Source organism: Caulobacter sp. 602-1 (assembly GCF_003931565.1).
Taxonomy (GTDB): Bacteria; Pseudomonadota; Alphaproteobacteria; order Caulobacterales; family Caulobacteraceae; genus Caulobacter.
Window position 1 is genome coordinate 716343 of sequence record NZ_RRYI01000002.1, and the last position, 22876, is coordinate 739218.

At 67.7% G+C, this 22876-nt stretch carries 31 protein-coding genes and 1 other RNA gene; 13 read left to right on the plus strand and 19 right to left on the minus strand.

Features of this window, described 5'->3' with window-relative positions; genetic code table 11:
* Positions 1 to 16: 16 nt before the first annotated feature.
* Complete coding sequence (locus EIK80_RS07920) at positions 17 to 967, minus strand: SH3 domain-containing protein (RefSeq protein WP_125156413.1); 951 nt, start codon at positions 965 to 967, stop codon at positions 17 to 19.
* A gap of 81 nt (positions 968 to 1048) precedes the next feature.
* Complete coding sequence (locus tag EIK80_RS07925) at positions 1049 to 1612, minus strand: DUF924 family protein (protein WP_125156649.1); 564 nt, start codon at positions 1610 to 1612, stop codon at positions 1049 to 1051.
* A 103-nt stretch (positions 1613 to 1715) separates the two neighbouring features.
* On the opposite strand from EIK80_RS07925, the gene EIK80_RS07930 reads away from it, so the two are divergent.
* From EIK80_RS07930 to EIK80_RS07950, 5 genes are all read left to right on the plus strand, one after another.
* Positions 1716 to 2624 (plus strand): RcnB family protein, encoded by a 909-nt coding sequence (locus tag EIK80_RS07930; protein ID WP_125156414.1) that lies wholly within the window; start codon positions 1716 to 1718, stop codon positions 2622 to 2624.
* 253 nt (positions 2625 to 2877) lie between these two features.
* The gene (gene ilvC / locus EIK80_RS07935) at positions 2878 to 3897 is read left to right on the plus strand and encodes a ketol-acid reductoisomerase (RefSeq protein ID WP_125156415.1); all 1020 of its coding nucleotides are present in this window, start codon (positions 2878 to 2880) and stop codon (positions 3895 to 3897) included.
* Positions 3898 to 4000: 103 nt separating this feature from the next.
* A complete protein-coding gene (locus EIK80_RS07940) occupies positions 4001 to 4360 on the plus strand; it encodes a helix-turn-helix transcriptional regulator (RefSeq protein ID WP_125156416.1) in 360 nt (119 codons plus the stop codon).
* A complete protein-coding gene (locus EIK80_RS07945) occupies positions 4344 to 4820 on the plus strand; it encodes an SRPBCC family protein (RefSeq protein WP_125156417.1) in 477 nt (158 codons plus the stop codon). Before EIK80_RS07940 ends, EIK80_RS07945 begins: the two co-directional genes overlap by 17 nt.
* Before the next feature lie 110 nt (positions 4821 to 4930).
* The gene (locus EIK80_RS07950) at positions 4931 to 5512 is read left to right on the plus strand and encodes a YceI family protein (protein ID WP_125156418.1); all 582 of its coding nucleotides are present in this window, start codon (positions 4931 to 4933) and stop codon (positions 5510 to 5512) included.
* A 20-nt stretch (positions 5513 to 5532) separates the two neighbouring features.
* Here the strand turns inward: EIK80_RS07950 and EIK80_RS07955 are convergent, their stop codons facing one another.
* Entirely contained in the window at positions 5533 to 6348 is an 816-nt protein-coding gene (locus tag EIK80_RS07955) for a CAP domain-containing protein (protein WP_125156419.1), read from the minus strand.
* A 53-nt stretch (positions 6349 to 6401) separates the two neighbouring features.
* Between EIK80_RS07955 and EIK80_RS07960 the strand changes: the two genes are divergently transcribed.
* The gene (locus EIK80_RS07960; RefSeq protein ID WP_125156420.1) at positions 6402 to 6962 is read left to right on the plus strand and encodes a nucleoside 2-deoxyribosyltransferase; all 561 of its coding nucleotides are present in this window, start codon (positions 6402 to 6404) and stop codon (positions 6960 to 6962) included.
* 6 nt (positions 6963 to 6968) lie between these two features.
* Here the strand turns inward: EIK80_RS07960 and EIK80_RS07965 are convergent, their stop codons facing one another.
* Entirely contained in the window at positions 6969 to 7712 is a 744-nt protein-coding gene (locus EIK80_RS07965) for a tRNA1(Val) (adenine(37)-N6)-methyltransferase (protein WP_125156421.1), read from the minus strand.
* Positions 7713 to 7810: 98 nt separating this feature from the next.
* On the opposite strand from EIK80_RS07965, the gene EIK80_RS07970 reads away from it, so the two are divergent.
* The 3 genes from EIK80_RS07970 (at position 7811) to EIK80_RS07980 (ending at position 9897) form a co-directional block, all read left to right on the plus strand.
* Positions 7811 to 8821, plus strand: coding sequence for a polyprenyl synthetase family protein (locus tag EIK80_RS07970; RefSeq protein WP_199743411.1), 1011 nt, complete (start codon positions 7811 to 7813; stop codon positions 8819 to 8821).
* Complete coding sequence (locus EIK80_RS07975) at positions 8821 to 9414, plus strand: hypothetical protein (protein WP_125156423.1); 594 nt, start codon at positions 8821 to 8823, stop codon at positions 9412 to 9414. Before EIK80_RS07970 ends, EIK80_RS07975 begins: the two co-directional genes overlap by 1 nt.
* A gap of 96 nt (positions 9415 to 9510) precedes the next feature.
* Positions 9511 to 9897 carry a YccF domain-containing protein gene (locus EIK80_RS07980; RefSeq protein ID WP_125156424.1) on the plus strand — a complete coding sequence of 129 codons (387 nt, stop codon included), beginning with the start codon at positions 9511 to 9513 and terminating at the stop codon, positions 9895 to 9897.
* Here the strand turns inward: EIK80_RS07980 and EIK80_RS07985 are convergent.
* The 5 genes from EIK80_RS07985 to fumC all read right to left on the minus strand — a co-directional run bounded on the left by EIK80_RS07985 (position 9894) and on the right by fumC (position 13044).
* Complete coding sequence (locus EIK80_RS07985) at positions 9894 to 10202, minus strand: CcdB family protein (RefSeq protein ID WP_125156425.1); 309 nt, start codon at positions 10200 to 10202, stop codon at positions 9894 to 9896. The two genes, EIK80_RS07980 and EIK80_RS07985, sit on opposite strands and share 4 nt — an antisense overlap.
* Positions 10203 to 10445: a type II toxin-antitoxin system CcdA family antitoxin gene (locus tag EIK80_RS07990; protein WP_125156426.1), complete on the minus strand. Its 243-nt coding sequence runs from the start codon at positions 10443 to 10445 to the stop codon at positions 10203 to 10205.
* Positions 10446 to 10519: 74 nt separating this feature from the next.
* Positions 10520 to 11191 (minus strand): phytanoyl-CoA dioxygenase family protein, encoded by a 672-nt coding sequence (locus EIK80_RS07995; protein ID WP_125156427.1) that lies wholly within the window; start codon positions 11189 to 11191, stop codon positions 10520 to 10522.
* A gap of 2 nt (positions 11192 to 11193) precedes the next feature.
* Complete coding sequence (locus tag EIK80_RS08000; RefSeq protein ID WP_125156428.1) at positions 11194 to 11646, minus strand: GNAT family N-acetyltransferase; 453 nt, start codon at positions 11644 to 11646, stop codon at positions 11194 to 11196.
* 6 nt (positions 11647 to 11652) lie between these two features.
* A complete protein-coding gene (gene fumC, locus EIK80_RS08005) occupies positions 11653 to 13044 on the minus strand; it encodes a class II fumarate hydratase (protein WP_125156429.1) in 1392 nt (463 codons plus the stop codon).
* 86 nt (positions 13045 to 13130) lie between these two features.
* On the opposite strand from fumC, the gene EIK80_RS08010 reads away from it, so the two are divergent.
* Both EIK80_RS08010 and EIK80_RS08015 read left to right on the plus strand, forming a co-directional pair.
* On the plus strand, positions 13131 to 13670 hold the full coding sequence (locus EIK80_RS08010) for a DUF1697 domain-containing protein (protein ID WP_125156430.1): 540 nt from the start codon (positions 13131 to 13133) through the stop codon (positions 13668 to 13670).
* 33 nt (positions 13671 to 13703) lie between these two features.
* Complete coding sequence (locus EIK80_RS08015) at positions 13704 to 14093, plus strand: RusA family crossover junction endodeoxyribonuclease (protein WP_125156431.1); 390 nt, start codon at positions 13704 to 13706, stop codon at positions 14091 to 14093.
* On the opposite strand, the gene EIK80_RS08020 is transcribed toward EIK80_RS08015, so the two are convergent.
* The 8 genes from EIK80_RS08020 to EIK80_RS26345 all read right to left on the minus strand — a co-directional run bounded on the left by EIK80_RS08020 (position 14061) and on the right by EIK80_RS26345 (position 19633).
* The gene (locus EIK80_RS08020) at positions 14061 to 14447 is read right to left on the minus strand and encodes a hypothetical protein (protein WP_125156432.1); all 387 of its coding nucleotides are present in this window, start codon (positions 14445 to 14447) and stop codon (positions 14061 to 14063) included. The genes EIK80_RS08015 and EIK80_RS08020 overlap by 33 nt on opposite strands.
* An 85-nt stretch (positions 14448 to 14532) precedes the next feature.
* Positions 14533 to 16683, minus strand: a complete 2151-nt coding sequence (locus tag EIK80_RS08025; protein ID WP_125156433.1) for a serine hydrolase — start codon at positions 16681 to 16683, stop codon at positions 14533 to 14535.
* A 79-nt stretch (positions 16684 to 16762) separates the two neighbouring features.
* A complete protein-coding gene (locus tag EIK80_RS08030) occupies positions 16763 to 17536 on the minus strand; it encodes a C13 family peptidase (RefSeq protein WP_125156434.1) in 774 nt (257 codons plus the stop codon).
* 10 nt (positions 17537 to 17546) lie between these two features.
* On the minus strand, positions 17547 to 18020 hold the full coding sequence (locus EIK80_RS08035; RefSeq protein ID WP_125156435.1) for a PaaI family thioesterase: 474 nt from the start codon (positions 18018 to 18020) through the stop codon (positions 17547 to 17549).
* 13 nt (positions 18021 to 18033) lie between these two features.
* Positions 18034 to 18519, minus strand: a complete 486-nt coding sequence (locus EIK80_RS08040; RefSeq protein ID WP_125156436.1) for an SspB family protein — start codon at positions 18517 to 18519, stop codon at positions 18034 to 18036.
* A gap of 346 nt (positions 18520 to 18865) precedes the next feature.
* Positions 18866 to 19231, minus strand: a transfer-messenger RNA (tmRNA) gene (ssrA, locus tag EIK80_RS08045).
* Positions 19232 to 19241: 10 nt separating this feature from the next.
* Complete coding sequence (locus EIK80_RS08050) at positions 19242 to 19481, minus strand: Atu4866 domain-containing protein (RefSeq protein WP_233586487.1); 240 nt, start codon at positions 19479 to 19481, stop codon at positions 19242 to 19244.
* Positions 19478 to 19633 (minus strand): hypothetical protein, encoded by a 156-nt coding sequence (locus EIK80_RS26345; protein ID WP_199743412.1) that lies wholly within the window; start codon positions 19631 to 19633, stop codon positions 19478 to 19480. Before EIK80_RS26345 ends, EIK80_RS08050 begins: the two co-directional genes overlap by 4 nt.
* A gap of 186 nt (positions 19634 to 19819) precedes the next feature.
* On the opposite strand from EIK80_RS26345, the gene EIK80_RS08055 reads away from it, so the two are divergent.
* Positions 19820 to 20728, plus strand: a complete 909-nt coding sequence (locus EIK80_RS08055) for an AraC family transcriptional regulator (protein ID WP_125156437.1) — start codon at positions 19820 to 19822, stop codon at positions 20726 to 20728.
* A gap of 93 nt (positions 20729 to 20821) precedes the next feature.
* A complete protein-coding gene (locus tag EIK80_RS08060) occupies positions 20822 to 21481 on the plus strand; it encodes an aquaporin (RefSeq protein ID WP_125156438.1) in 660 nt (219 codons plus the stop codon).
* On the opposite strand, the gene EIK80_RS08065 is transcribed toward EIK80_RS08060, so the two are convergent.
* Both EIK80_RS08065 and ilvN read right to left on the minus strand, forming a co-directional pair.
* Entirely contained in the window at positions 21459 to 22295 is an 837-nt protein-coding gene (locus tag EIK80_RS08065; protein ID WP_125156439.1) for a hypothetical protein, read from the minus strand. The two genes, EIK80_RS08060 and EIK80_RS08065, sit on opposite strands and share 23 nt — an antisense overlap.
* Positions 22296 to 22298: 3 nt before the next feature.
* Positions 22299 to 22856, minus strand: coding sequence for an acetolactate synthase small subunit (gene ilvN / locus EIK80_RS08070; RefSeq protein WP_125156440.1), 558 nt, complete (start codon positions 22854 to 22856; stop codon positions 22299 to 22301).
* Positions 22857 to 22876 lie beyond the last annotated feature (20 nt).

The following is a 22876-nucleotide window of genomic DNA, read 5'->3' on the forward strand; positions in this document are numbered from 1 at the left end:
CTTCGGGAGCTTGGCCTTACTTGCTCGGCGCCAGACCCGTGTTCAGCACCCAGCCGACGTTGTCGTTCTCGTCGGCCACTTCCCACCACAGATCCTGCTGCTTGCCCGTCGGATAGACGATGGCGCCGGCGGGGAGGGTGCGGATCAGCTTGCCGCCGGCGACCGGGGTCGCGCGCATGGCGACGGGGCGCTGGGCCGCGAAGGTCTTGGTCGGCGCGGCCGCGGCGGCAGGGCCGCCCTCGGCCAGCAGGCCCAGGTCGCCGATCATCTTCGAATAGGCGTTGATAAACGACAGGGTGACGATGCGGCCGATGTCGGTGTCCTCGTAGCCGCCGCCGACCGCGCCGGCGAAGCCGTAGCCGCCGCCCGCGCCCCAGCCGATGTCGTTCTTCACCGCGTAGCCCTCGGCCACCGACATGGTCTCGGTGGTGCGGACATTGGTCAGCGACAGGACGGTGTTGGCTTCCAGCTTCTTGGTCTTGATGCCGCCGACCAGGCCGCCGACGCGACCGCCGATGATACCGCCGAGGGCGCCGGCCACCGCGCCGCCGCCGACGTTGCTGTTACTGCCCTGGACCTCGGCGACCAGCACGTAGTCGGCCGCCTTGACCTGGCCCTGGCCGACGTTGGAGCCGCGCTGCAGGCCGAGATTGCCGCTGATCGCGCGCTCCTTCTCGGCCGCGCCGAGGCCCGCGCCCCGGTCGACCAAGTTGAAGCAGCCCGAGCGCTGGACGATGGCGCGCAGCACCTTCTGGGGCGAGGCGAGATTGTATTGGGTCCAGCCGCGGGAATCGTCGCCGTCGACTATCGACAGCGTGCCCAGCTTGCGGGCGCAGCGCGGGACCTCCGCCGAGGCCTGCGTCTGCATGGTCTGGCCCTTGCTGGCCTTGGCCTGGGCGAGGACCGTGACAGGCGTCAAGGTGGTCAGCGCCAGACCAACGGCAAGCGCGCTACGGAAGGCTTTCATACGTGGTGTTCCCCGGTGTGTCCCCGAATTTGAGGCGTCACCCTACAGGCGAGGGACGGTCGCGCCAAGATTGAGAGGGGGTTAACCGGCGAACCCGCCCTCGTCGAGAAACTCCTGCTCGGCCTCGGTGGTCTTGCGACCAAGGCCGGCGTTGCGGTGGGGGAAGCGACCAAAGCGGGCGATGATGTCGCGATGGATGATCGCGAACTTCATCGACTCCTCATCGCCGGTGTCGGCCTGGAGGGCGGCGAACAGCTGGACGCTGAGCTCCTGGTCGACCAGCGACTCGGAGTGCTCGAACGGCAGGTAGAAGAACGGTCGCAGGTCCGCGTCGATGGCCGGATCCGTGTCATGACCCGCGGCGATGGCCTCGTGGGCGAACATCCGGGCCAGCGGGTCGGTGGCGAAGGCGTGCGGGGTGTTGCGGTACATGTTGCGGGGGAACTGATCGAGCAGGATCAGCAAGGCCAGCGAGCCCAGGGGCGTCTCGGTCCACCTGTCGTAGCGACGCATGGACGCGCGGTAGTGGGTCTGCTCGAATTTCAGGGCGATGGCGCTGTCGAAGGCGGGGTCCTTCTTGAACCACTTCTTGGGCCCGGCTCCGCGCCAGAAGGCGACGATGTCGTTGTAGTGCGCGCTCATCAAGGCCCTCACGCGTTCTTCGTTCAAGCACGGTTCATCGGGCGAGTCCGACACTGCTATCAAGGGACAAGCCCGGGCCGCGCTTCAAGGCCCTTCGGAGCAAGAAATGAAACGTCTGATCACGACCGCCCTGGCGCTTTCGCTGCTGGGCGGCGCGGCGGCCGAGGCCGGAGCCGCCGCCGGGGTGGTGGCTCAGCGACAACAGTTCGCCCAGCGCGATCACGGCGATGGCGGTCCCAGGGGGGATCGCGGCGGTGACGGCGGCTGGAACCGCAACGGCGGGGGCGAACGCCCGCAATCTCAGCCTCAAGCGCAGCCCCAGGCCCAGCCGCGTAGCGACGGCGGCGGCTGGAACCGAGGTGATCGCGGCGACCGAGGTGATCGCGGCGGCTGGAACCGTGGCGACCGCCCGCAGACCCAACCGCAACAGCAGCCTCAGCCTCAACCGCAGGCCCAACAACCGCAGAACAACGGCGGTTCGGGTTGGAACCGTGGCGGCAATGACAACCGGAGCGGCTGGAATCGCGGCGACGACCATCGCGGCCGGCCCGACCGCAACGACAATCGTGGCGACCGTCCGGGCAATTGGGACCGCAATGACAACCGGGGCGGCTGGGATCGCAACGACAACAACCGTTGGGACAACAATCGCTGGGATGGCAACCGTGGCGGCTGGGATCGGAACGACCGTCGTCCGGGGCAGGGTCAGTACCGCGATCGTGACCGCGGTCGCCACCAGTACGACCGCGGCTACTACCGCCCCAGCTATCACGCGTCTCAACGCTACAGGGCTCCGGCCTACCGCTACCCCAGCGGCTGGTACGCGCGGAGCTGGTCGTTCGGCGACTACCTGCCGGGCGGCTGGTATGGCAGCTCCTACTATCTGAACTGGGGCGCGTACGGCCTGCCGTTGCCGCCGATCGGCTGCGAGTGGGTCCGGGTCGGCGACGACGCCTTGCTGGTCGATATCTGGAGCGGCCAGGTCCTGAGCGTCTATTACGACCTTTTCTGGTAGCGAAAATCCTCACTCCCCGTGGGTGAGGAGACCAGCGTGGCGGACGGGCGGGCCTGATGGCTCGCCCGTCTTTTCGCCGTCGGCATGGCGCACGACCGCGCGAGCGCCTAGAACGAAGCCGCGAAGGCCTCGGCTTTTCGGCGTTCTGTCGGCTTCGCCTTGACGAAACGGCAAAAAAACGCTCAAACGCCCGGCCTTTGTCGCTCCGCCGTTGCGCGGGGTGGCCAAATTGACCAGTCCTTGGAGATAAAACATGCGCGTCTATTATGATCGCGACGCCGACCTCGCCCGCATCTTGGACAAGAAGATCGCGATCGTAGGCTATGGTTCGCAAGGTCATGCCCACGCGCTTAACCTTCGGGACTCGGGCATCAAGAACGTAGCCGTCGCCCTGCGCGCTGGCTCGCCGACCGCCAAGAAGGCCGAAGGCGAAGGCCTGAAGGTCATGACCGTCGCCGAGGCCGCCGCCTGGGCCGACCTGATCATGATCCTGGCGCCCGATGAGCATCAGGCCGCGATCTACAAGCACGAGATCGCCCCCAACATCCGTGACGGCGCGGCCCTGCTGTTCGCCCACGGCCTGAACGTCCACTTCGGCCTGATCGAGCCGAAGGACACCATCGACGTCCTGATGGTCGCGCCGAAGGGCCCGGGTCACACCGTGCGCGGCGAGTACCAGAAGGGCGGCGGCGTGCCCTGCCTGATCGCCGTTCACCACAACGCCACCGGCAACGCCCTCGACCTCGGCCTGGCCTACGCCTCTGCCATCGGTGGCGGCCGCTCGGGCATCATCGAGACCAACTTCCGCGAAGAGTGCGAGACCGACCTGTTCGGCGAACAGGCCGTCCTGTGCGGCGGCACCGTCGAGTTGGTTCGCGCCGGCTTCGAAACACTGGTGGAAGCCGGCTACGCGCCGGAAATGGCCTATTTCGAGTGCCTGCACGAGCTGAAGCTGATCGTCGACCTCATGTACGAAGGCGGTATCGCCAACATGAACTACTCGATCTCGAACACCGCCGAGTACGGCGAGTACGTCACTGGCCCGCGCATCATCACGCCGGAAACCAAGGCCGAGATGAAGCGCGTGCTGGAAGACATCCAGTCGGGCAAGTTCGTGCGCGACTTCATGCTGGAAAACCAGGTGGGCCAGCCGAGCTTCAAGGCGACCCGTCGCCGCGCGGCCGAGCACCAGATCGAGGAAGTCGGCGGCCGCCTGCGCGGCATGATGCCCTGGATCGCCAAGAACAAGCTGGTTGACCAGGCCAAGAACTAAGCTTCACAACCCATTAGATCCCACGAAGCCCTCGGCCCTCCCAGGCCGGGGGCTTTTCGTTTTGGGCTTGCGGGCGGCGAGCTGGCGCCTAATAGTGAACTATATGGTTCAGTATTCAGCTATCCGCCTCGACGCCTCGTTCGCCGCGCTATCGGACGCCACCCGCCGTGGCGTCCTGGAGCAGCTGGGGCGTGGGGAGGCTTCGATCACGACGCTGGCCGAGCGGTTCGACATGACCCTCACGGGCATGAGGAAGCACGTCAGCGTGCTGGAGCAGGCGGGTCTTGTGGTCACCGAGAAGGTCGGGCGCGTGCGGACCTGCCGGCTCAGCCCGGCGCGGCTGGAAGAGGAAGCCGCGTGGATCGAGCGCTATCGCCGCCGCTGGGAGCTGCGCTTCGAGGCGCTGGACGAGGTCGTCGAAGAATTGAAACAGAGGGAAGGTCAGAATGTCCGCGAAGAATGAGACGAGGGTGGAGCGCAAGTCCGACGTGGAACTGGTGGTCACCCGCCTGTTCGATGGCCCGACGCACATCGTGTTCGAGGCCTGGAGCAAGGCGGAGCTGTTTCAGCGCTGGTGGGTCCCCAAGACGCTGGGCGTGCCGCTGCGGGCCTGCGAGATGGATGTCCGCACGGGTGGCGGCTACCGCCTGGAGTTCGGGCTGGACGCGGCCAATTCCATGGCCTTCTTCGGCAAGTACATCGAGGTGACGCCGCCCTCGAAGATCGTCTGGACCAACGAGGAGGCCGGCGAGATCACGGTGACCACCGTCACCTTCGATGATCAGGGCGGCAAGACTCTGCTGACCTTCAGCGAGCTCTATCCCAGCAAGGAAGCCTGCGACGAGGCCATCACCGGCTCCGCCGCCGGCCTGCCCGAACAGTTCGAGCAACTGGACGCGTTGCTGGTCGAGCTGGCGGCCTGATCGGCGTGAAGCCCTCGGCTTGGACCGGGGGCTTCGTTTCCCGCTTGCGCGGTCGCCGGGCGCGGGGAAAAGTCCAAGCCGGTCCCGTTGGGGGACGGAGGAACCGTTTCATGAAACGCCTGCTCGCCGCCATCGCCGCTGGCGCGGCCCTGACGGCCGCCGCCGCGCCCGCCTTCGCCGCCGAGGTCGCCTACAAGCTCGACACCGCCCATACCGAGACCAGCTTCTCGATCGACCGCTTCGGATTCACCTCGATCCTCGGCATCTTCGCCAAGTCGGAAGGCACGATCTGGCTCGATGAGGCCGCGCCGGAGAAGTCGCGCGTCGAGGCCACGGTTTCCGTCGACAGCCTGCTGACCGCCAACCCGACCCGCGACGAGCACATCAAGGGCGAGCGCTGGCTGAACGCCGCCAAGAGCCCGACCATGACCTTCAAGTCGACCAAGGTGGTCAAGACCGGCGCCGACACGGCCAAGGTCACCGGCGATATGACCATCATGGGCGTGACGCAACCGGTCACCCTCGACGTCAAGCTGAACAAGATCGGCACGGGGCCGATGGGGCCCAAGAAGATGGCCGGCTTCACCATTACCGGCTCTATCAGCCGCAAAGCGTTCGGCAGCGCCGGCGGCGCGGGCGCGATCGGCGACAACGTCGCGATCCGCATCGAGACGCTGGCGGTGGCCCAATAGAGCTGCTGGGGTAGCGCTGGCTACCCCAGCACGAACACCGGCCCCCAGGCCACCTCGTAGCGATGCTCGCCGGTCGAAAGGTGCGGGCGCAGCTGCCAGGCGCCGGCGGCCAACGCGCTTTGCGGACGGCCCTCGACATAGGTCGTGGTCAGGACTTCGCCGCCGGGTTCGGATACCGAGAACTGCTGGATGGCCGGCGCCGCATGCGACAGAGCCGCGGCGATCGCCTCGGCCGAGGCCACCCGCAGCGGCGCGGGGCCAGCCAGGCGCGCGGCGACCTCCGCATAGGCTCCGACCGCGATGACGCGCTGGCCCTGGCGGTAGACGCCGTAGCCGACATGGGTGAAGCCTGGGGCCAGCAGATTGGCGCGGTGGCCGGGGCTGGTTCGCCACTGCTCCATGATCTGGTCGGGCCGCACGACGGTGGCGACGTTGCGGCGCATGGCGATGTTCTCGCCCGGCGCGCCGACCAGGTCGCGGGCCAGCAGGCCGACGCGGCCGGCCGGGGAGTAGCCCTCGCGGGTCATATGGTCGAAGTCGCCGGTCACGGCCATGTCGGCGGCGTGGGCGCGGGCCGCCAGGGCCAGGCCCTTGTCCCAGGCCAAGGCGCGCGGGCCCTGGCGGCCGCGGAAGATGTTGTTGAGGTCGAACAGGGTCTGCTCGAAGTCGGCGTCGAAATCGCCGCCCTCGGGCGGGTCGGCCAGCAAGGCTCTCAGGCGGCGGTCATAGGCGATCCAGGGCTGGGGCGAAGCGGCCAGCCCGGACGTGGTGAAAAGGGGCGCGGCGACCAGGGCCAGGCCGCCGGTCAACAAGGTTCTGCGCGCGATCGACGCCATTGAGTCTCCGACATACATTGACAGCGAGGGTCCGGGACCAGACCTAAGAGGGTATGCGCCCAGTCCGTTCCCTTTGGCTCGCCGGCCCTGAATCGTGGCTCCCCGACAGCGAAGCCCAGGCGGCGCGTCAGCGCGCCCTGTGCCTGGAGGCTGGCCTGGAAGCCATTGTTCCCGCCCGCCTGCCGCCCGGCGAGGGCGGCGACGAGATGGCGGCCCGGGAATTCTACGCCGCCCGCATGGCGCAATTGCGCCAGGCCGACGCGGCCGTCGTCAACCTGACGCCGTTTCGCGGCCCCTCGGCCGACACAGCGACGGTGTTCGAGGCGGGCGTGCTGGCGGGCCTGGGCCGGCCGATCTTCGCCTATCTCAACGTCACCAGCGAGGTCCAGGCCGAGTATGTCGCCCGGGTCGACACCCTGCTGGGCGCGACCCTGGACGCCACGCGGATCTGGCGCGACGGCGACGGCTGCGTGGTCGAGGACAATGGCCTGCCCGAGACCGTCATGCTGTGGGGCGAGGCCCGGCGGCTGTTCGTGATCGTCACCCAGGACCCGTTGCGAGATCTGACGGGGCTTGAGCTGTGCCTGGGAGCCCTGGCGCTCTACGCCGAGTAGGACGCCTCACCAATCCAGCGCCGCTTCCCCGCGCAGAATCGCCTCGGCTTCGGCCGAATGCTTGCCGCCCGCGCGATCATGCAGGACCAGCGGCGGCAGCAGGACCAGCGGCGCCTTTCCCGTCTTGATCGCCCGGACGATCACCCGCTTGGCCGGGACGTCTGCGAAGGGCGCGATCGGGCGGATGCGGAACGAGCCGGCCTTGGGGGCCAGCTGTTCAAGAAGATCGGCCAGGCGGTCGGCGCGGTGGATGATCGTGATCGTCCCGCCCTCGCGCACGGCCTTCAGGCAGAAGCCGGTCCAGGCGGCCAGTCCGCCGTCGGCCATCCAGGCGCCGCTCTTGGCCGGGGCGGGGGCGCGCAAGGCGGCCGGGTCGTCGAAAAACGGGGGATTGGTCATCACCGCGTCGAAAACCGGCAGGGCCAGGGCGCGAAAGCCAGCCTCGACGTCGCCCTCGACCACGCTGACGCGGTGATCCAGGCCATTGAGCGCGGCGTTGCCGGCAGCCAGGGCGGCGGCGGCGGAATCACGCTCCACGCCCTGGAAGAGCGACTCGGGCCGGCGAGTCGCGGCGGCCAGCAGGGCGCCGCCGACCCCGCAGCCGGGCTCGATCACGCGCTGGCCGGGCAGGGCGTCGCAGGCGGCCGCCAGCAGAGCCGCGTCCATGCCGGCCCTGTACCCGTCGGGCTTCTGGCGCAGCCGCACGCGGCCTCCCAGAACCCGATCCTCCGTCACCTGCTGATCGTCCAATGCTTTCTAGGCCTTGTGCTCGCCTTGACCGTGACCTATCCCGCCACCATTGTCCCTCGCAATGGTTCGTGGGGGGCCGCCGTAAGGAGATCATGGTCTTGGACGTAGCCGCAGCGACCCTCACCCGTAAGCCGGGTTCGGTGGATCGTCTCGTGCGCCTCGCCGAGGCCGACATGAAGGGCGTCAACGCCCTGATCACGGACCGGATGCAGAGCGATGTGCCGATCATCCCGGCCCTGGCCGAGCATCTGATCGCCGCCGGCGGCAAGCGTCTTCGCCCGTTGCTCACCGTGGCCGCCGCACGCCTGGCCCAGTCGGACAACGACCACTGCCTGAAGCTGGCCGCGGCCGTCGAGTTCATCCACACCGCCACCCTGCTGCACGACGACGTGGTCGACGGCAGCCAGCTGCGCCGCGGCAAGGTCGCCGCGCACCTGATCTGGGGCGCGGCGCAGAGCGTGCTGGTGGGCGACTTCCTGTTCGCCCGCGCCTTCGAGCTGATGGTCGAGACCAACTCGATGAAGGCGCTGGAGATCCTGGCCCGCGCCAGCCGCGTGATCGCCGAGGGCGAGGTGCTGCAGCTGATGCGCAGCCACGACCTGAACCTGTCGCAGGCCGTCTATCTCGAGATCATCCAGGCCAAGACCGCCGAACTGTTCGCCGCCGCCTCGGAGGCCGGCGCTGTATCGGCCGGGGTCGACGCCGCCCGGACCGACGCCCTGAAGGCCTATGGCCTGAATCTCGGCCTGGCCTTCCAGCTGGTCGACGACGCGCTCGACTACGGGGGCACGACCGAGACCCTGGGAAAGAACGCCGGTGACGACTTCCGCGAAGGCAAGGCGACCCTGCCGCTGCTGCTGGCCATCGCCCGATCGGGGCCCCGCGAGGCGGAATTCTGGGAGCGCGCCATCGGCCGCCGCGAACAGACCGAGGCCGACTTCCGCCGCGCCCGCGAGTTGATCGTCGGCTCGGGCGCCCTGGACGCCACGCTCGACCTGGCCGCCGACTATGCCGACAAGGCCAAGGCGGCGCTGGCGATCTTCCCGGCCAACGATTGGCGCGAGGCGCTGGAAGACCTGGCCGATTTCGCGGTCAGTCGCAGGACCTGATGTTCAAGCGGAAGTCATCCTACGGCGGGCTTCCTCCGGTGCGGCCTGGCCAGACCCTGCCGCGTCTCCAGACCATTGTCGCGTCGTCGCCGGAAAATCCTGGCGGCGATCCGAACATCCGGCCGCATGAGGCCGGAGAAGTCGCCGGCAAGGTGATCGGCGGCGGCCTGGGCCTGCTGATTGGCGCCTTGCTGATCATTCTGATGCTGGGCCCGATCCTGTGGGCGCCCGTCTGGGCCGGTCTGCGCGTCGCGCGGCTCGTCCCTGGCCCGCTGTGGGCTTGTCTGGCGGGCCTGACCGTCGGCGTCGTGGCTGCGCTCGTCCAGGCCTGGCTGCTGATTCAGCGCAGCCCGATCGTGCGCTATCCGGTCGTGGCGTTCTTCGCCTTGATCTGGGTCGGGGGCCTGTGGCTGGAGTTCACCTCGCCGCGGCACGACTGGATCACCACCGCGCCAACGCTGCGCATGCCGGGGACCTGGGGCTGGGTGCTGATCGGCGTCGGGACCGTGCTCTATGCCGGGGTCTACGTTCTGACGCTCAGCCGCTTTGGCAAGGGACGCTGGGCGCGCAAGTGGCAGCTGATCAAGTCCTAGCCCTGAGGTGAATTCGCCGTAACGCTCTTCACAGAAAGGGCGGGCGGGGCCACGTCTAGGGCCAGGGCGCTTTGCCTTTGCTGGGGACTTTTGGACGTGATCCGTTTCATCCTGAACGTGCTGTGGTTCTTCTTCGGCGGTCTGGTCACCGGCCTGGGCTGGCTTCTGGCCGGCGTGCTGCTGGCGATCACCATCGTGGGCCTGCCTTATGCGGGCGCGGCCTTCCGCATTGCCGGCTTCGCCTTCTGGCCGTTCGGCAAGGAGATCGTCGTCCGCGAGGTCGGCCTGGGCTCGGGGCCGCTGGGCGTGGTCCTGAACGTGATCTGGTTCATCCTGGCCGGCTGGTGGCTGGCCCTGGGGCACGTGGTGGTCGCCGTCGCCGAGGCGATCACGATCATCGGCATCCCGTTCGCGATCAAAGACCTGCAACTGGCCTACATCGCCCTGGCGCCCATCGGCCGGGACGTGGCGCGGGTCGACTAGAAGCCGGTGAACAGGCGGTCGAGCGCGCGACGGATGGCGTCTTCGTGCTCGACTGCCGAACCGACCTGGCGACGCAGATCCGTCTGACGGATCGCGATCATGCCGGTCACGCTGATGAGCAGACTTTCATCATCGCGTTCCAATGGGATTTCGAAAGCGGTGACAGGCGCCGTCCTGCCTCTCAGAACCGGCGCGACGATCGCTCCCGTCAGTCCGGTCGCATAGTGCGACGAGAGGACGAGCACGAACGGCACGGCCGCCCGCATCGCGGAAATCGGGTTCTCGTACAGATCGAACTGGCGCACTCACCAGGTCCGCAGATGATCCGAGAGAAGGCCGTGCTCTTCGATGAAGAGATTGTGCTCCTTGATCGCTTCGGCGTTTTCCTCGGCCCACCGCCGGGCTCGTTCCTCTGCGCCGGCCGGGTCGACCTTCTGCAGATGCAACCGCAGCTGCGTCTCGCTCATGCCTGAGACGGAAATGCCCAGCCGCTTGGCCTGGACCAGCAGTTCGGGGTCGATGCCGAGGTCGAGTTCGGGCGCGTCCATGGGCGGAGCATATCGCGGTTTAGGTCGACGGGAAATCAGACGGTCGCGCGCCGGCGGAATGGCCAGTCGATTCTTCAGCCGACACCTAGCCATTCCAAGCCGCCTGGCAAATCGAAATCGGCGTAGTCGACCTGCAGCACGCGTCGCCGGCGCGGCGGCTCGGCGCGGTCAGAAGCGTGCAGGATCGGTGTCGAATAGGCCCAGACGTCGGCGGTGTCCGCCAGGCAGACCAACTGGCGCAGGGCTTCGGCCTCTCGCGCCGCCGCCTCGGCCGGGACACGCCCCAGGCGATGGGAGCCGAGCGCGACCCGTAATGGAGCGTTGCTGCTGTCGACGGGATCGAGATGGACGCGGACGGTGAGCATCCGGGCCAGCACCTCGAACGGCGGGGCGACGTGCAGGACGCCGTCCTTGGTCGACCAGGGGCTGAAACCCTCGACCTCACGACGCTCCCGCACCGGGATCACGCGATCCTGGTGCCAGGCGACGATCCAGTTGGCCTCGGGCGTCTTGTCGAACATCACCGCGCGGACGGGGCGGGCCGCGCTGGACGTCAGGCGGGCCGCCAAGGCTCCGACGGGGCCGTTGGACGCCAGTATCGAGTCGAGCGCGACATCGCCGCGCAAGCGGGCCCCTGGGCGCGCGCCGATGGCGTCATCGGCGAGGGCGCGTAGCGCCTCGATATGCGGCTTGGAAAGCAAATCGGCGGCAAGAACAGCGCCGTCGCGCTCGAGCGTCTCGCGCATCGTCAGGTCTTCCGCATCACGTGGGTCCAGGGCCCGCTGGTGTCCGGAACAAACCCCTGCGCCTCCCAGAACGGGCCGGCGGCTTCGGAGGCCCTGGCGTTGACCGTCAGCAGGCCGACGCTGTCGAAACCCTCATGGATCAGGGCCGCGGCGAGGGCGCTGGCCACGCCCCGGCGGCGCATCGCTGGCCGGACGTAGAAGCGGCGCAGGCGACGGGCCGGCTCGGGAGCGGCGGGTTCGACGCTGAGCGCGCCGATCCCCGCCAACTCTCCCACCAGGAACGCGGCGAGGATGGCCTCGCCGTCGTCCTGGAAGCGTGCGCCGCGCGCCTGGTCTTTTGGCGCCCAGCCGTCCGCCAGCAGGGCCATGTTGCGCACGCCTTCGTCGGAGGCCTCCGCGACCAGGTCGTCGAAGCCATCCGGCAGCTCGTCAAAGATCCTGACGAGTTGAAGCACTCAGCCTCAGCCCGGCGAGACCATCTTTTCCGGGCGGACGTACTGGTCGAACTCCTCGTTCGTCAGATAGCCGCCGCCCACGGCTTCCTCGCGCAGCGTGGTGCCGTTCTTGTGCGCCGTCTTGGCGATCTTAGCGCAGATGTCGTAGCCGAGGCGGCCGTTCAGGGCCGTGACCAGCATCAGGCTGTTCTCGACGCCCTTCTTGATGTTGTCGACGCGCGGCTCAATGCCGACGACGCAGTTGTCGGTGAAGCTGATCGCCGCGTCGGCCAGCAATCGGACCGACTGCAGGAAGTTATAGGCCATCACCGGATTGTAGACGTTCAGTTCGAAGTGGCCCTGGCTGCCGGCGAAGGTCAGGGCGGCGTTGTTGCCGAACACCTGCACGCAGACCTGGGTGAGGGCCTCGCACTGGGTCGGATTGACCTTGCCCGGCATGATCGACGAGCCCGGCTCGTTTTCCGGCAGCGACAGCTCGCCGAGGCCGGCGCGCGGACCCGAGCCCAGGAAGCGGATGTCGTTGGCGATCTTGAACAGGCTGGCGGCGACGGTGTTGATCGCGCCGTGGCTGAAGACCATGGCGTCGTGGGCGGCCAGGGCCTCGAACTTGTTCGGGGCGGTGGTGAACTCAAGACCGGTGATCGCGGCGATGGCCTCGGCCACGCCTTCCGCGAAACCAATGGGGGCGTTCAGGCCGGTGCCGACGGCGGTGCCGCCCTGGGCCAGCTGCATCAGCTTGGGCAGGGTGCTTTCGATGCGCTCGATGCCGTTGGCGACCTGCTGGGCGTAGCCGCCAAATTCCTGGCCCAGGGTCAGGGGCGTCGCGTCCTGGGTGTGGGTGCGGCCGATCTTGATGATGTCGGCCCAGGCCTTGGTCTTGGCTTCCAGGGCGGCGTGCAGGTGCTTCAGGGCCGGCAGCAGGTCGTGGACGATCTGTTCCGCGCAGGCCACGTGCATGGCCGTCGGATAGGTGTCGTTCGACGACTGGCTCATATTGACGTGGTCGTTGGGGTGGACGGGCTTCTTGCTGCCCATCTCGCCGCCCAGCATCTCGATCGCGCGGTTCGAGATCACCTCGTTGGCGTTCATGTTCGACTGGGTGCCCGAGCCGGTCTGCCAGACGACCAGCGGGAAGTGGTCGTTCAGCTTGCCGTCGATCACCTCGTTGGCGGCCGCGATGATCGTCTCGGCGATCTTGGCGTCCAGCTTGCCCAGCTTCAGGTTGGTCTCGGCGGCGGCGCGCTTGACGATGCCCAGGGCGCGAACGACCGGCAGGGGCTGCTTCTCCCAGCCGATCTTGAAGTTGCCCAGGCTGCGCTGGGCTTGCGCGCCCCAATAGCGGTCAGCGGCGACTTCGATCGGGCCAAAGGTGTCGGTCTCGATGCGCGTGGCGGTCATGCGGCGATCTCCGGAAAAACGGTCGAGCGCGGTCTAGACCTTGAGCGGCGAGAGGGCAATGTTCGCAAGCGCGAAGGAGACCCCGCATGATCCCCTATTTGGCGCTGCCCCGTTCGATCAACACGGGCAAGCGCAAGGTGCTGAAGGAAGACCTGCTGGGTATCGCCAAGGACGTCGGCTTCACGGAGGCCAAGACCTATCTGGCCAGCGGCAATCTCCTGCTTTGGGGGACGCATGAGGGCGGAGCTGCGCTGGAACAGGTGCTTGAAGACGCCCTGGAAGCCCGCATCGGCCTGCGCACTGACTTCATGGTTCGCTCGCCCTCGGACCTGCGGGCGATCATCGACGGCAATCCGTTCAAGACCGAGGCCGAGGACCATCCCAGCCACCTGATCGTCAATTTCCTGAAGGCGCCTCTGCCGAAGGGCGACGAAGAGATCTTGAGAGCGGCGAACACCGGACCGGAGCGGTTCGCGGTCGCGGCGCGGGAGCTCTATATCGACTTCCCGATCAGCATCGCCGACTCGCTGCTGGATCGGGATTGGAAGAAGACGAAGCGCAATCCGGTCGGCACGACGCGAAACTGGAACACCGTGCTAAAGCTGGCCGAAATGATGGGCGCCTAGGCGCTCGGCTCCCAGGCTCAAGGTTCTGAAAGCTTGTTCGAAGACGACTGGACCCACCACGGCAAGGTCCGCGCTCGCGAGGCCGGCGGCGAGCTGACCATCGTGGTCGACGGGCTGACCACCCAGGGCAAGTACTACAAGCCGCTGATCTACGAGTTTTTCCGCAAGTCCTGGCGCGGCTCTCGTCCGGCGTGGGGCGAGTTCAGCGTCGAGATCGGCATGGAATATCTGGGCGAGCCGCCGTGGATGGACCTCGACAACCTGGCCAAGGCCCTCCTGGACGCCATCAAGGGCTACGCCTTTCACGACGACGCCCAGGTCGCCCGGTTGCTGGTCGAGCGGCGTCCGGGCGAGCGCGAGCGGATCATCATCCAGGTGCGGAAGCTGAACTCAAGCCTTATGCGGCGAACGCTCGAAGACTGAGGCGGCCACGGCCACGTACAGCACCACCAGGAAGGCGCCGTAGCGGCCGACGCTGACGGGATCGCCCGACGGCATGATTTCGGCGTAGCGCGAGACCACCAGGCTCCCCGCGACAAGGCCGGGCGTCGAGAACAGGATCATCGCGAACAGACGGCGGCGGCGCGGCGTGTGCGTGAGCCGGGCGACCGCCTGGAAGGCGAACGTCACGGCGGCGGCCGCCGCGAACGCGTTGATCGCGTAGAACCAGAAGGCGCTTTCCAGAAGCCCCCCACCGAAAGCGGCATAAAACAGGGTGGCCGCCGACCAGGCCGCCAGCCCCGTTCCCCCAAACGCCAAACCGTCCAGTTTTGACACGTCGCGTCTCCCTCGCTCGTCTCCCCAAACGGCGTTCTGCAAGCCAGGCGCCGGGAAACGAGCCGAGGAGTGAACGGTGACGGGACTAGCTTTTCGGCAGCAGGTAACCCCACAGGCCCAGGAGTACGCTGAGCAGGACGAAGAGCAGGGCGGTGAAGGTGAAGGCCAGCTTGCGGCCGCTGCTCCAGCTGTCGACCCGCCGGCCGCCGCGCCAGACCATCGGCAGGGCGCCGAGCGTGAGAATGCTGAGCGCCGCGGCGACCAGGGCGCAGGCCGAGCCGCTGAGCAGCCAACCCGAGGGCCAGCCGAAGAACACGAGGGTCTGATCGGCGGCCTTGGCCGAGAACACGCCCATGCAGCCGGCCGAGATCAGCCACAGCACCGCCTGCATGGTCTGCATCTGGGCGGCGCGCGCCTGGACCGGGGTCTGGCGGGCCTCGCGGCGATTGCGGAACAGGACGCCCAGGATGGTGACGATGCTGGCCAAGCCCGCGATCACCGCCGTCCACTTCAGCAGGCTGGCCGACCGGAAGAAGCCGATCCGCTCATAGGTGGCGAATCCGCGCGCGGCGTAGAAGCGCGACGGCCGGTCGCCATTGGCGTCGAAGACCAGCATCAGCGGCCCGTCGACGGCCTTGAATACGCCGGGGCGCTCCGTGCCGTTATAGAGGCTGCTGACGCCGCCTTCGGTCACGGTCAGGCGGCCATCGGCGGTGGCGCGGACATTGGCGCTGCCAGTGATGCGGTTGATGAAGCCCTCCAGCCCGCCATAGGCCCGGCGGGTGGTCAGATAGTCGCCTTCATAGGCCTTGGCCTGCGCGTAGGTGATGGCGCTGTCGGCCGGCACGGCCGGGGCGGGGGCGTAGAAGTGCTCGACGATGGTCGCGGGCAAGGTGGCCGGCAGGTTCGCGCCGCTGTCGGTATTGACCGAGACGAAGACACCCAAGCCCAGATCCGGCACGATCACCATGTTGGAATGGAAGTAGAGCGTCGCGCCCTGGTGGCCGTAGCCGCGGCGATTGCCGGGCATCGGGCCGTCCTGGAAGCCGGCGTTCCAGCCAGCCGCTTCCGGAGCGGGGCGGTACATCGGGGTGCGGAAGGCCAAGGCGGTCTTGGGCGAGAAGATGGTCTTGCCGTCGATCACCCCGCCGTTCAGCAGCAGGGTCATGTAGCGCGCCATGTCGCCGGCCGTGCTCGAGGCCGAGGCGGCGGGGGCCGCCTGGCCCATGAACTCGCGCGGCTGGGTCTTCCAGCCCATCGGCGTCCACGAGAAGCCGTCCGACAGGTTGGCGGCGAGGGATCCGTTCATCGGCGCGGGCAGGCCGTCGCGCCACGGGCGCGCCTCGCGGAAGGTGGTGTGGCGCATGCCGGCCGGCAGGATGATCTCCTCGCTGACCAACTGCTCGTAGGGCTTGCCGGTGACATTGGCGACCGCGGCGCCCGCCAGCGCCGCGCCATAGTTCGAATAGCTGGGCAGCAGCCCCGGCTCGCGCACCCGGCGCGGACGTTCCTGGCGCAGGTAGTCGGCCAGGGTGCGGACGCGGCTGGGATCGCGCTCGAACAGCTGACCCATCGACCGGTCTTCGAACCCGCCGGTGTGGGTCATCAGGTCGCGCAGGCGCACCTGGGTCTTCTTGCCCTGATCCTTCAGCTGCAGGGGTTCGGGCAGATAGAGATTCACCGGACCATCGAGGCGCATGTGGCCTGACTCGATCTCGTTCATCAGGGTGATCCAGGTGAACGTCTTGGAGATCGAGGCTATGCGGAACAGGGTCGTATCGGGATCAACCGGCTTGCGCTGGCCGAGGTTCGAGAATCCGTAGCCCTTTTTGAGCACCACCTGACCGTTCTGGACCACCGACAGGGTGACGCCAGCGATGTGGTCGCGGCTCATGGCGCGGCGGACGACGCCATCGACGAAGGCCTCCAGCTCCGGCGCCGACATGGGCGTATGGGGCGTGGGAGCCGGGATGGCGGGCGCGGTAGGCGCAGGCGTGGCGGCGACGGCGACGGCCGGAGCCGCGACGGGCTTGGGCGGCGTGGCCGCCACGACGGGACGGGGGCGCACCCGGCGAGGGCGCAGGCTGTTATAGGGACGGGGGGCGGCGTTCAGCGTCGGTTCGTCGGCGGCGGGCGGCGGAGACGAGTCCTGGGCCCGCGCCTCCGATCCCGTGACAGACCATAGTGCGATGAAGGCCGCCGCGAGGGCGGCTGCGGGCGATACGCGCGACGTCAACGATGTCCCCTGGGTGAAGCGGAAGAACCCCTAGGGTTTGTGTAACGTGCTGGGCGCGGGGGTCAAACCCGATCACCGGTCAAGGTGGAGCCGGCTTGCCCCGATTGAACGCATAGAGCGGCAGCATCGGCCGCAGGGCCGGACCGATCCAGACCTGCGGCTCGGAGGCGGGCTCGGCCCCGGTCTCCTTTTCGCGGCGCGCCACGCAGGCCTGGACCCCAGCGCCCAGGGCCGCGAAGTCGTGGGCGCTGGGCGCGGCCGACAGGAAGCAGTCGTCGAAATAGGGATACTTGTCGTCCACGCCACAGCCGAACGAGGCGCGGTCGGGCCGGGCGGCGGTCAGGATCAGGCGGTTGGTCTTCTGCAACGGCGCAACGAAGACGCCCGAAAAACAGGCGGAAATCACCACCACGCTGGGCCGGTTGGGACAGGCGTCGTCCAGCAGGGCGGCCAACAGTTGGGGGCGCAGCATCTGTCGGCCCAGAATCACGCCTTCCGGACTGCCGTGCGTGCTGATGTAGAACAGACAGCCCGCCGTCGCCGTCGAAGCCCGAGTCTTGAGGGCCTCGTAGACGGTCCGGGCTTCCGACTTGCCGGGGGTGTCGGCCGGATAGCGCTCGGGGCGCACCGAGAACTGCTGGATCGCCGCCTTGTCGAAGCCCAGATCGACAAGGGTCTTGGAGACATCGCGGCGGGCGTTGTCGAAGGCTTCGGTCGGGCCGCCGGAGTGGGCGTGAAAGTCGCCGGCCACCACAACCGCGGCCCAGTTGGCGAACGGTCCGGCCGCGTAGGCGGACGAGAGCGGCGCGAGCAGGAAAGCCAGAAGTCCGATGACCGCCGCCGTCCCCCGCATCGCTCACTCCCTACTTCTTCTTGAAGTTGGCGAACGGCGTTGGAATGGCCGTGCCCGTGGACGTGGCCAGCAGGCGTCCCTCGGAGTCGTGGAGCTCGCCTTCCATGAAGCAGACCGTCCGGCCCCATTTGACCACGCGGCCGACGCCGCGCAACGACCCGGGCATGGCGGGACGCAGGAAGCTGGTCTTCATCTCCAGGGTGGGAACCACGTGGGTCATGCCCGAAGTGATCATGCCGGCGACCGACATGCACTCGTCGAGCATGGCGCAGACGAAACCGCCCTGGATCTGACCCATCGGGTTGCACAGGAGCTCGGCGCGCGCCGTGAAACCGACCTCGACCTCGCGATCGGCTTGGCGCACGGCCAAGAGTTCGAAGCCCAGGGTCTGGGATCCGGTGGGCGCGTTCTTGGATGCGCGGAAGCGCGCGAGGATCGCCTCGTCGCTCAGGGTCTGAGGAGCGTCAGAGGCCACATCGTTCATTTCTTACGGGCGCTCATTTTTTCCGGAACTGGTCCAGGGAGACGATCTTGGGACCTTCCTCGCCGGTCGCGGCGGGGGTCTTGTCTTCGACCTCGGGTTCGGGCTCCGGCTCGTCCTCGATCACCTCGGGGGCGGAGAACTGCAGGGCGAACTGCACCGAGGGGTCATAGAAGCGCGTGAGGGCCGCATAGGGGACCGACAGGCGCTTGGGCTGGCCGCCGAATTTCAGGGTCACAGAGAAGAAGGTCTCGCCCGGCGCGAGGTCCCAATACTGGTGCTGCAGGACGATGGTCATCTCGTCCGGGTACTTGCCCAGCAGGTCCTGCGGGCCCGAGACGCCGGCCGCCTTGGTCTTGAAGGTGATGTACAGATGGTGCGGCTCGGGCAGGCCGCCGGGCGCGGCCGCCTTCTTCAAGGCCGCCTTGACCACGCCGCGCAGGGCGTCCTGGGCCATGGCCTCGTATTGCATGAGGTCTTCGGGCGGATTGGTCTGAGACATGCCTGGCGTCGGTACTTCGAACTGAGAACGAAGCCGGGAACCTAGCGCGTCGGAGGCCCCGCGCAAAGCGGGCGGCTGCGAATTCCGATCAAGCGCAATCGATGTCGTGGAAAGTGGAGGGATTCTGTTGGCAGGCTCCCCCATTCCTTCTCTGGAATAGAGAGGAGGGAGCCTCGGCGATGTCGTGGAAAGTGGAGGGATTCTGTTGGCAGGCTCCCCCGTTCCTTCTCTGGAATAGAGAGGAGGGAGTCTCGGCGATGTCGTGGAAAGTGGAGGGATTCTGTTGGCAGGCTCCCCCATTCCTTCTCTGGAATAGAGAGGAGGGAGCGTCGGCGATGTCGTGGAAAGTGGAGGGATTCTGTTGGCAGGCTCCCTCCGGGCCCCGCCTAGGGATCTGAACCCCTAGGACTTAAGAGGCGAATTCACCTGCACCGCATTACGCGGCGACGGCGAACTCTTCAGCGAAGTTATCGTTCGCATTTAGAAAAATGACCCGAAACGGTGGATCAAGCCGAGGGAAAGCAGACACCTTTACACGTCTGTCGATGCTGATCGGCCCCATGCAGTCCCACGATAACTTGGGAGAGATTTGGTGGAGCCGCCGGGAATCGCACCCGGGTCCAGTCCGCTTATTACGTGCGCGTTTATCCCCATAGTCCGGCCGAAACCGGACATTTCCAATATAGGGGGTTCGACCCGCCAAGGGAAGGGCGGGCGCGGGCTCAGGCCGCTCCCAGCTTCAGACGGCCGTCGATCAACGTGCCGCTGATGACGGCGCCGTGATCCTCGAACAGCTTCAGCCGCTCGCCGACCAGGACGTAGACACCGGTGAAGACGTCGGGGAAGTCGGCGCGGGTCTCGATGAAGCGGCCGTCGGCGCGCAGTTCCAGCGAGACGTAGCCGTCGGGCGACGTCCAGACGCCGGCGACGGGGATGTGGGGAACGATGGCGGACATCATCATCGGGCGATGCTCCATGAAGAGGAGGCGGCCGGAGCGGCCGAAACGGTCGGAAGGGCGGAGGTCATGGCGGTCAGCGCGGCCGTCCCGCCCAGCAGGGCGGCGACGAACCAGCGCGGAGCCGCCACGCCGCGTCGGGGCGTGTAGCGTCGCAAGGCGCACCTGAATTTTGGGGGTTGCCGCGTTGGGAAGCGGAACGAGGCCGCTATGGCGCACAGGTCCGTCCAGCCGGTAGATCGATGCTCCGGCATGATTGCACGAAAATCCAGAACCGAACGGCGTCGCGTGACGGAGGATCGTGCAAGGCGTACGAATAGCCTCGCTCGGAAAGGGGAAAATGCATGAGTACGCGCGAGGCCCTGGCCGCCCTGATTGAACGATTCGCGCCGGATGAAGGTCCGGTCGAGACCTGCTGCCCCAGGGTCAATCTCTACCGGGTCCACGCGCCGACGGAGCCCATGCACGCCGTCCACGACCCGTCCTTCTGCGTGCTGGCTCAGGGGCGCAAGCGCGTGCTGGTCGGCGACGCCGTCCACGAATACGACGACGTGAACTTCTTCCTGTCGTCGATCGACGTGCCGGTGGCCGGTCAGGTGATCGAGGCCTCGCCCGAGAAGCCCTATCTGGCCTTTCGCATCGTGCTCGACGCCAACCTGATCAGCGAGATGATCATGGAGTGCGGCCTGGCCGCGCGGCTGGACGCCGCCGCGCCGCTGGTCGGCGGCATGTCGGCCGGGGCGATGACGCCGGCGCTGTTCGACGCCGCCTGCCGGATGGTCGGCCTGATGGATTGTCCAGAGGACGCCCCGATTCTGGCGCCGCTGATCGAGCGCGAGATGCTCTATCGCCTGCTGACCGGGCCGCAGGGGCCGCGGCTGGCCCAGATCGCCCGCCGCGACGGCCGCCTGCGCCAGGTCAACCGCGCCATTGGCTGGATCAAGCGCAACTTCGACCAGCCTTTCAGCATCGAAGCCGTGGCCGACGAGGCGCGGATGAGCGCCTCAGCCCTACACCAGCACTTCAAGGCGGTGACCTCGCTGTCGCCGCTGCAGTACCAGAAGCAGATCCGCCTGCAGGAGGCCCGCCGCCTGATCCTGGTCCAGCGGCTGGACGCGGCGACGGCCGGCCACACGGTCGGCTATGACAGCCCCTCGCAATTCAGCCGTGAGTACGCCCGCCTGTTCGGCGCGCCGCCCCTGAGGGACGTGGCGCGCCTGCGGGAGCAGCCGGAGCCGATGGCTGGCGCTTAGAGGCAGTATAGATATTCTTGGACTCGCCGGTAGGATGCATATTAGTTCACGTCATGCAGTGAACTTTATGAAATTCGATCGGGAGGGCTTGAAATGTCAAAAATTGTTGCCGAATTCATCGGAACATTTGCTTTGGTTCTATTCGGCTGCGGCGCGGCGGTTCTAGGGGGAGATCACGTCGGGCAGCTGGGCATCGCCCTGGCCTTCGGTTTCGCCATCATCGCCCTGGCGTATGGCATCGGTCCGGTCTCGGGCTGCCACGTCAATCCGGCGGTCAGTCTCGCGGCGTTCGTCGCGGGTCGAATGGGCGCCAAGGAGATGGTCCTCTACTGGATCGCCCAGTTTGTCGGGGCCCTGGCGGGCGCGGCGGTGCTCGCCTGTATCGCGGGAAGCACGACCAATCTGGGCCAGAACGGCTGGGGGGCGGGTTATCTCGGGGCCTATCCGCTGCACGCGGCCTTTGTCTTCGAGGTCGTGATGACGGCGCTTTTCGTCATCGTCATTCTCGGCGCGACCGGAGCCGACGCCGCGCCCGGTTTCGCTGGCCTGGGGATCGGCATCGCCCTGGCGGTGATCCATATCGTCGGCATCCAGGTCACCGGCGTCTCGGTCAATCCGGCCCGCAGTTTCGGTCCGGCGCTCTTGGCTGGCGGGCAGGCGCTGGCGCAGCTGTGGCTGTTCTTCGTGGCTCCCGCGATCGGGGCGATCCTCGGCGCGCTGCTCTACCGCTTCAAGATCCTGAAGGTCGGCTGACGTCCGCTGGCGGCTCGTCGTCCGGCGGAGGCGGGACGGCGGGCGGCTGGGGCCGGTCGGATGCGTCCGACCTCAATCGGCCTCCCGACGCCAGCAGGTCGTCATAGGCCCGCTGCTGGCGCGAGAAGTCGGCGCCTCGGGGCAGGACGGCGTCGAAGCGTGGGTCGCGTCCAACGGCCGCGCCGATCGCCGCCGATAGGATCCCGGCGATCGAACCGACCTCCGCGTCGTCGCAGGCGCGGCGCAGATGGCGGGCTTGGCCGGGGATGACCAGGGTCACGTCCCATGAGACGCCGTCGACGCAGACCGCCGACACCGCGCCGCCGCCATAGTCCACGATGACGGCGCGCGGCTGGCTCCAGGCTGGATCGGCGGAGACCGCTCTCAGCGCGGCGATCCGGGGCTCGGCCAATTCGGCGTTGATGTCGACCCGTCGGCCGATCTCCGGGGTGCAACAGCCCAGGCCGGCGCGCGCCTGGACGAAGGCGCGGCCGTCACGGCGCAGAGTCAGGCGGACGACGGCTTGCCGCACATCGCCCGCCGGACGGGCCCAGACCTCAAGGATCAGCTCGCCCTTGCGCAGCACCTGGCCCTGCAGCGGCTGCAGGCCCCAGAGGCGGTAGAGCAGGGGCTCGACGCCATTGTTGATCGGGGTGGCCTGTTCGGTCTTGCCTAGCCGGCGGGCGTAGAGCGGATCCTGCTCGGCGGTCGGGCGTCGAACCTCCGGCGACCACCAGGTCGACGGATCGGATGGCGGCGGGGCCTGCTGGATGGCGAGGGCCAGGCCCGCTATCAGTCCAGTCAGGCCGCTCATTCGCTACATCCCTTCGACGCCCCGCTCGATGGAAAGGACGCCCGTGCGGGAAAGTTCCACCAGGCCCAGGGGGCGCATCAGGTCCAGGAACTTGTCGATCTTGGACGGCGCGCCCGAAATCTCGAACACGAAGCTCTCCAGCGTGGTGTCGACCGGCTTGGCGCGGAAGATCTCGGCGATGCGCAGGGCCTCGACGCGATCCGGGCCAGACCCGCGCACCTTGACCAGGGCCAGCTCGCGCTCGACGCCGTTGGGGTCGCGGGTGACGTCGTGAACGCGGCGGACGTTGACCACCTTGTTCAGCTGGGCCTCGATTTGGTCCAGCACCTGGCGCGTGCCGCGGGTCACCACGGTGATGCGGCTGGTGTGGGCCTTGCGGTCGGTCTCGGCGACCGTGAGGCTCTCGATGTTGTAGCCCCGCGCGGCGAACAGGCCGACCACGCGGTGCAGCACGCCAGGCTCGTTGTCGACGAGCAGGGCGAAGGTCGCGGTCTGCTCCGGCTCGCCCGTGGGGCTAAGGTCGTAGGCCGAGGCGGGGGCGGGTTGGGTGTTGCTGGTCATGTGTCGTTTCTAACCCGTCC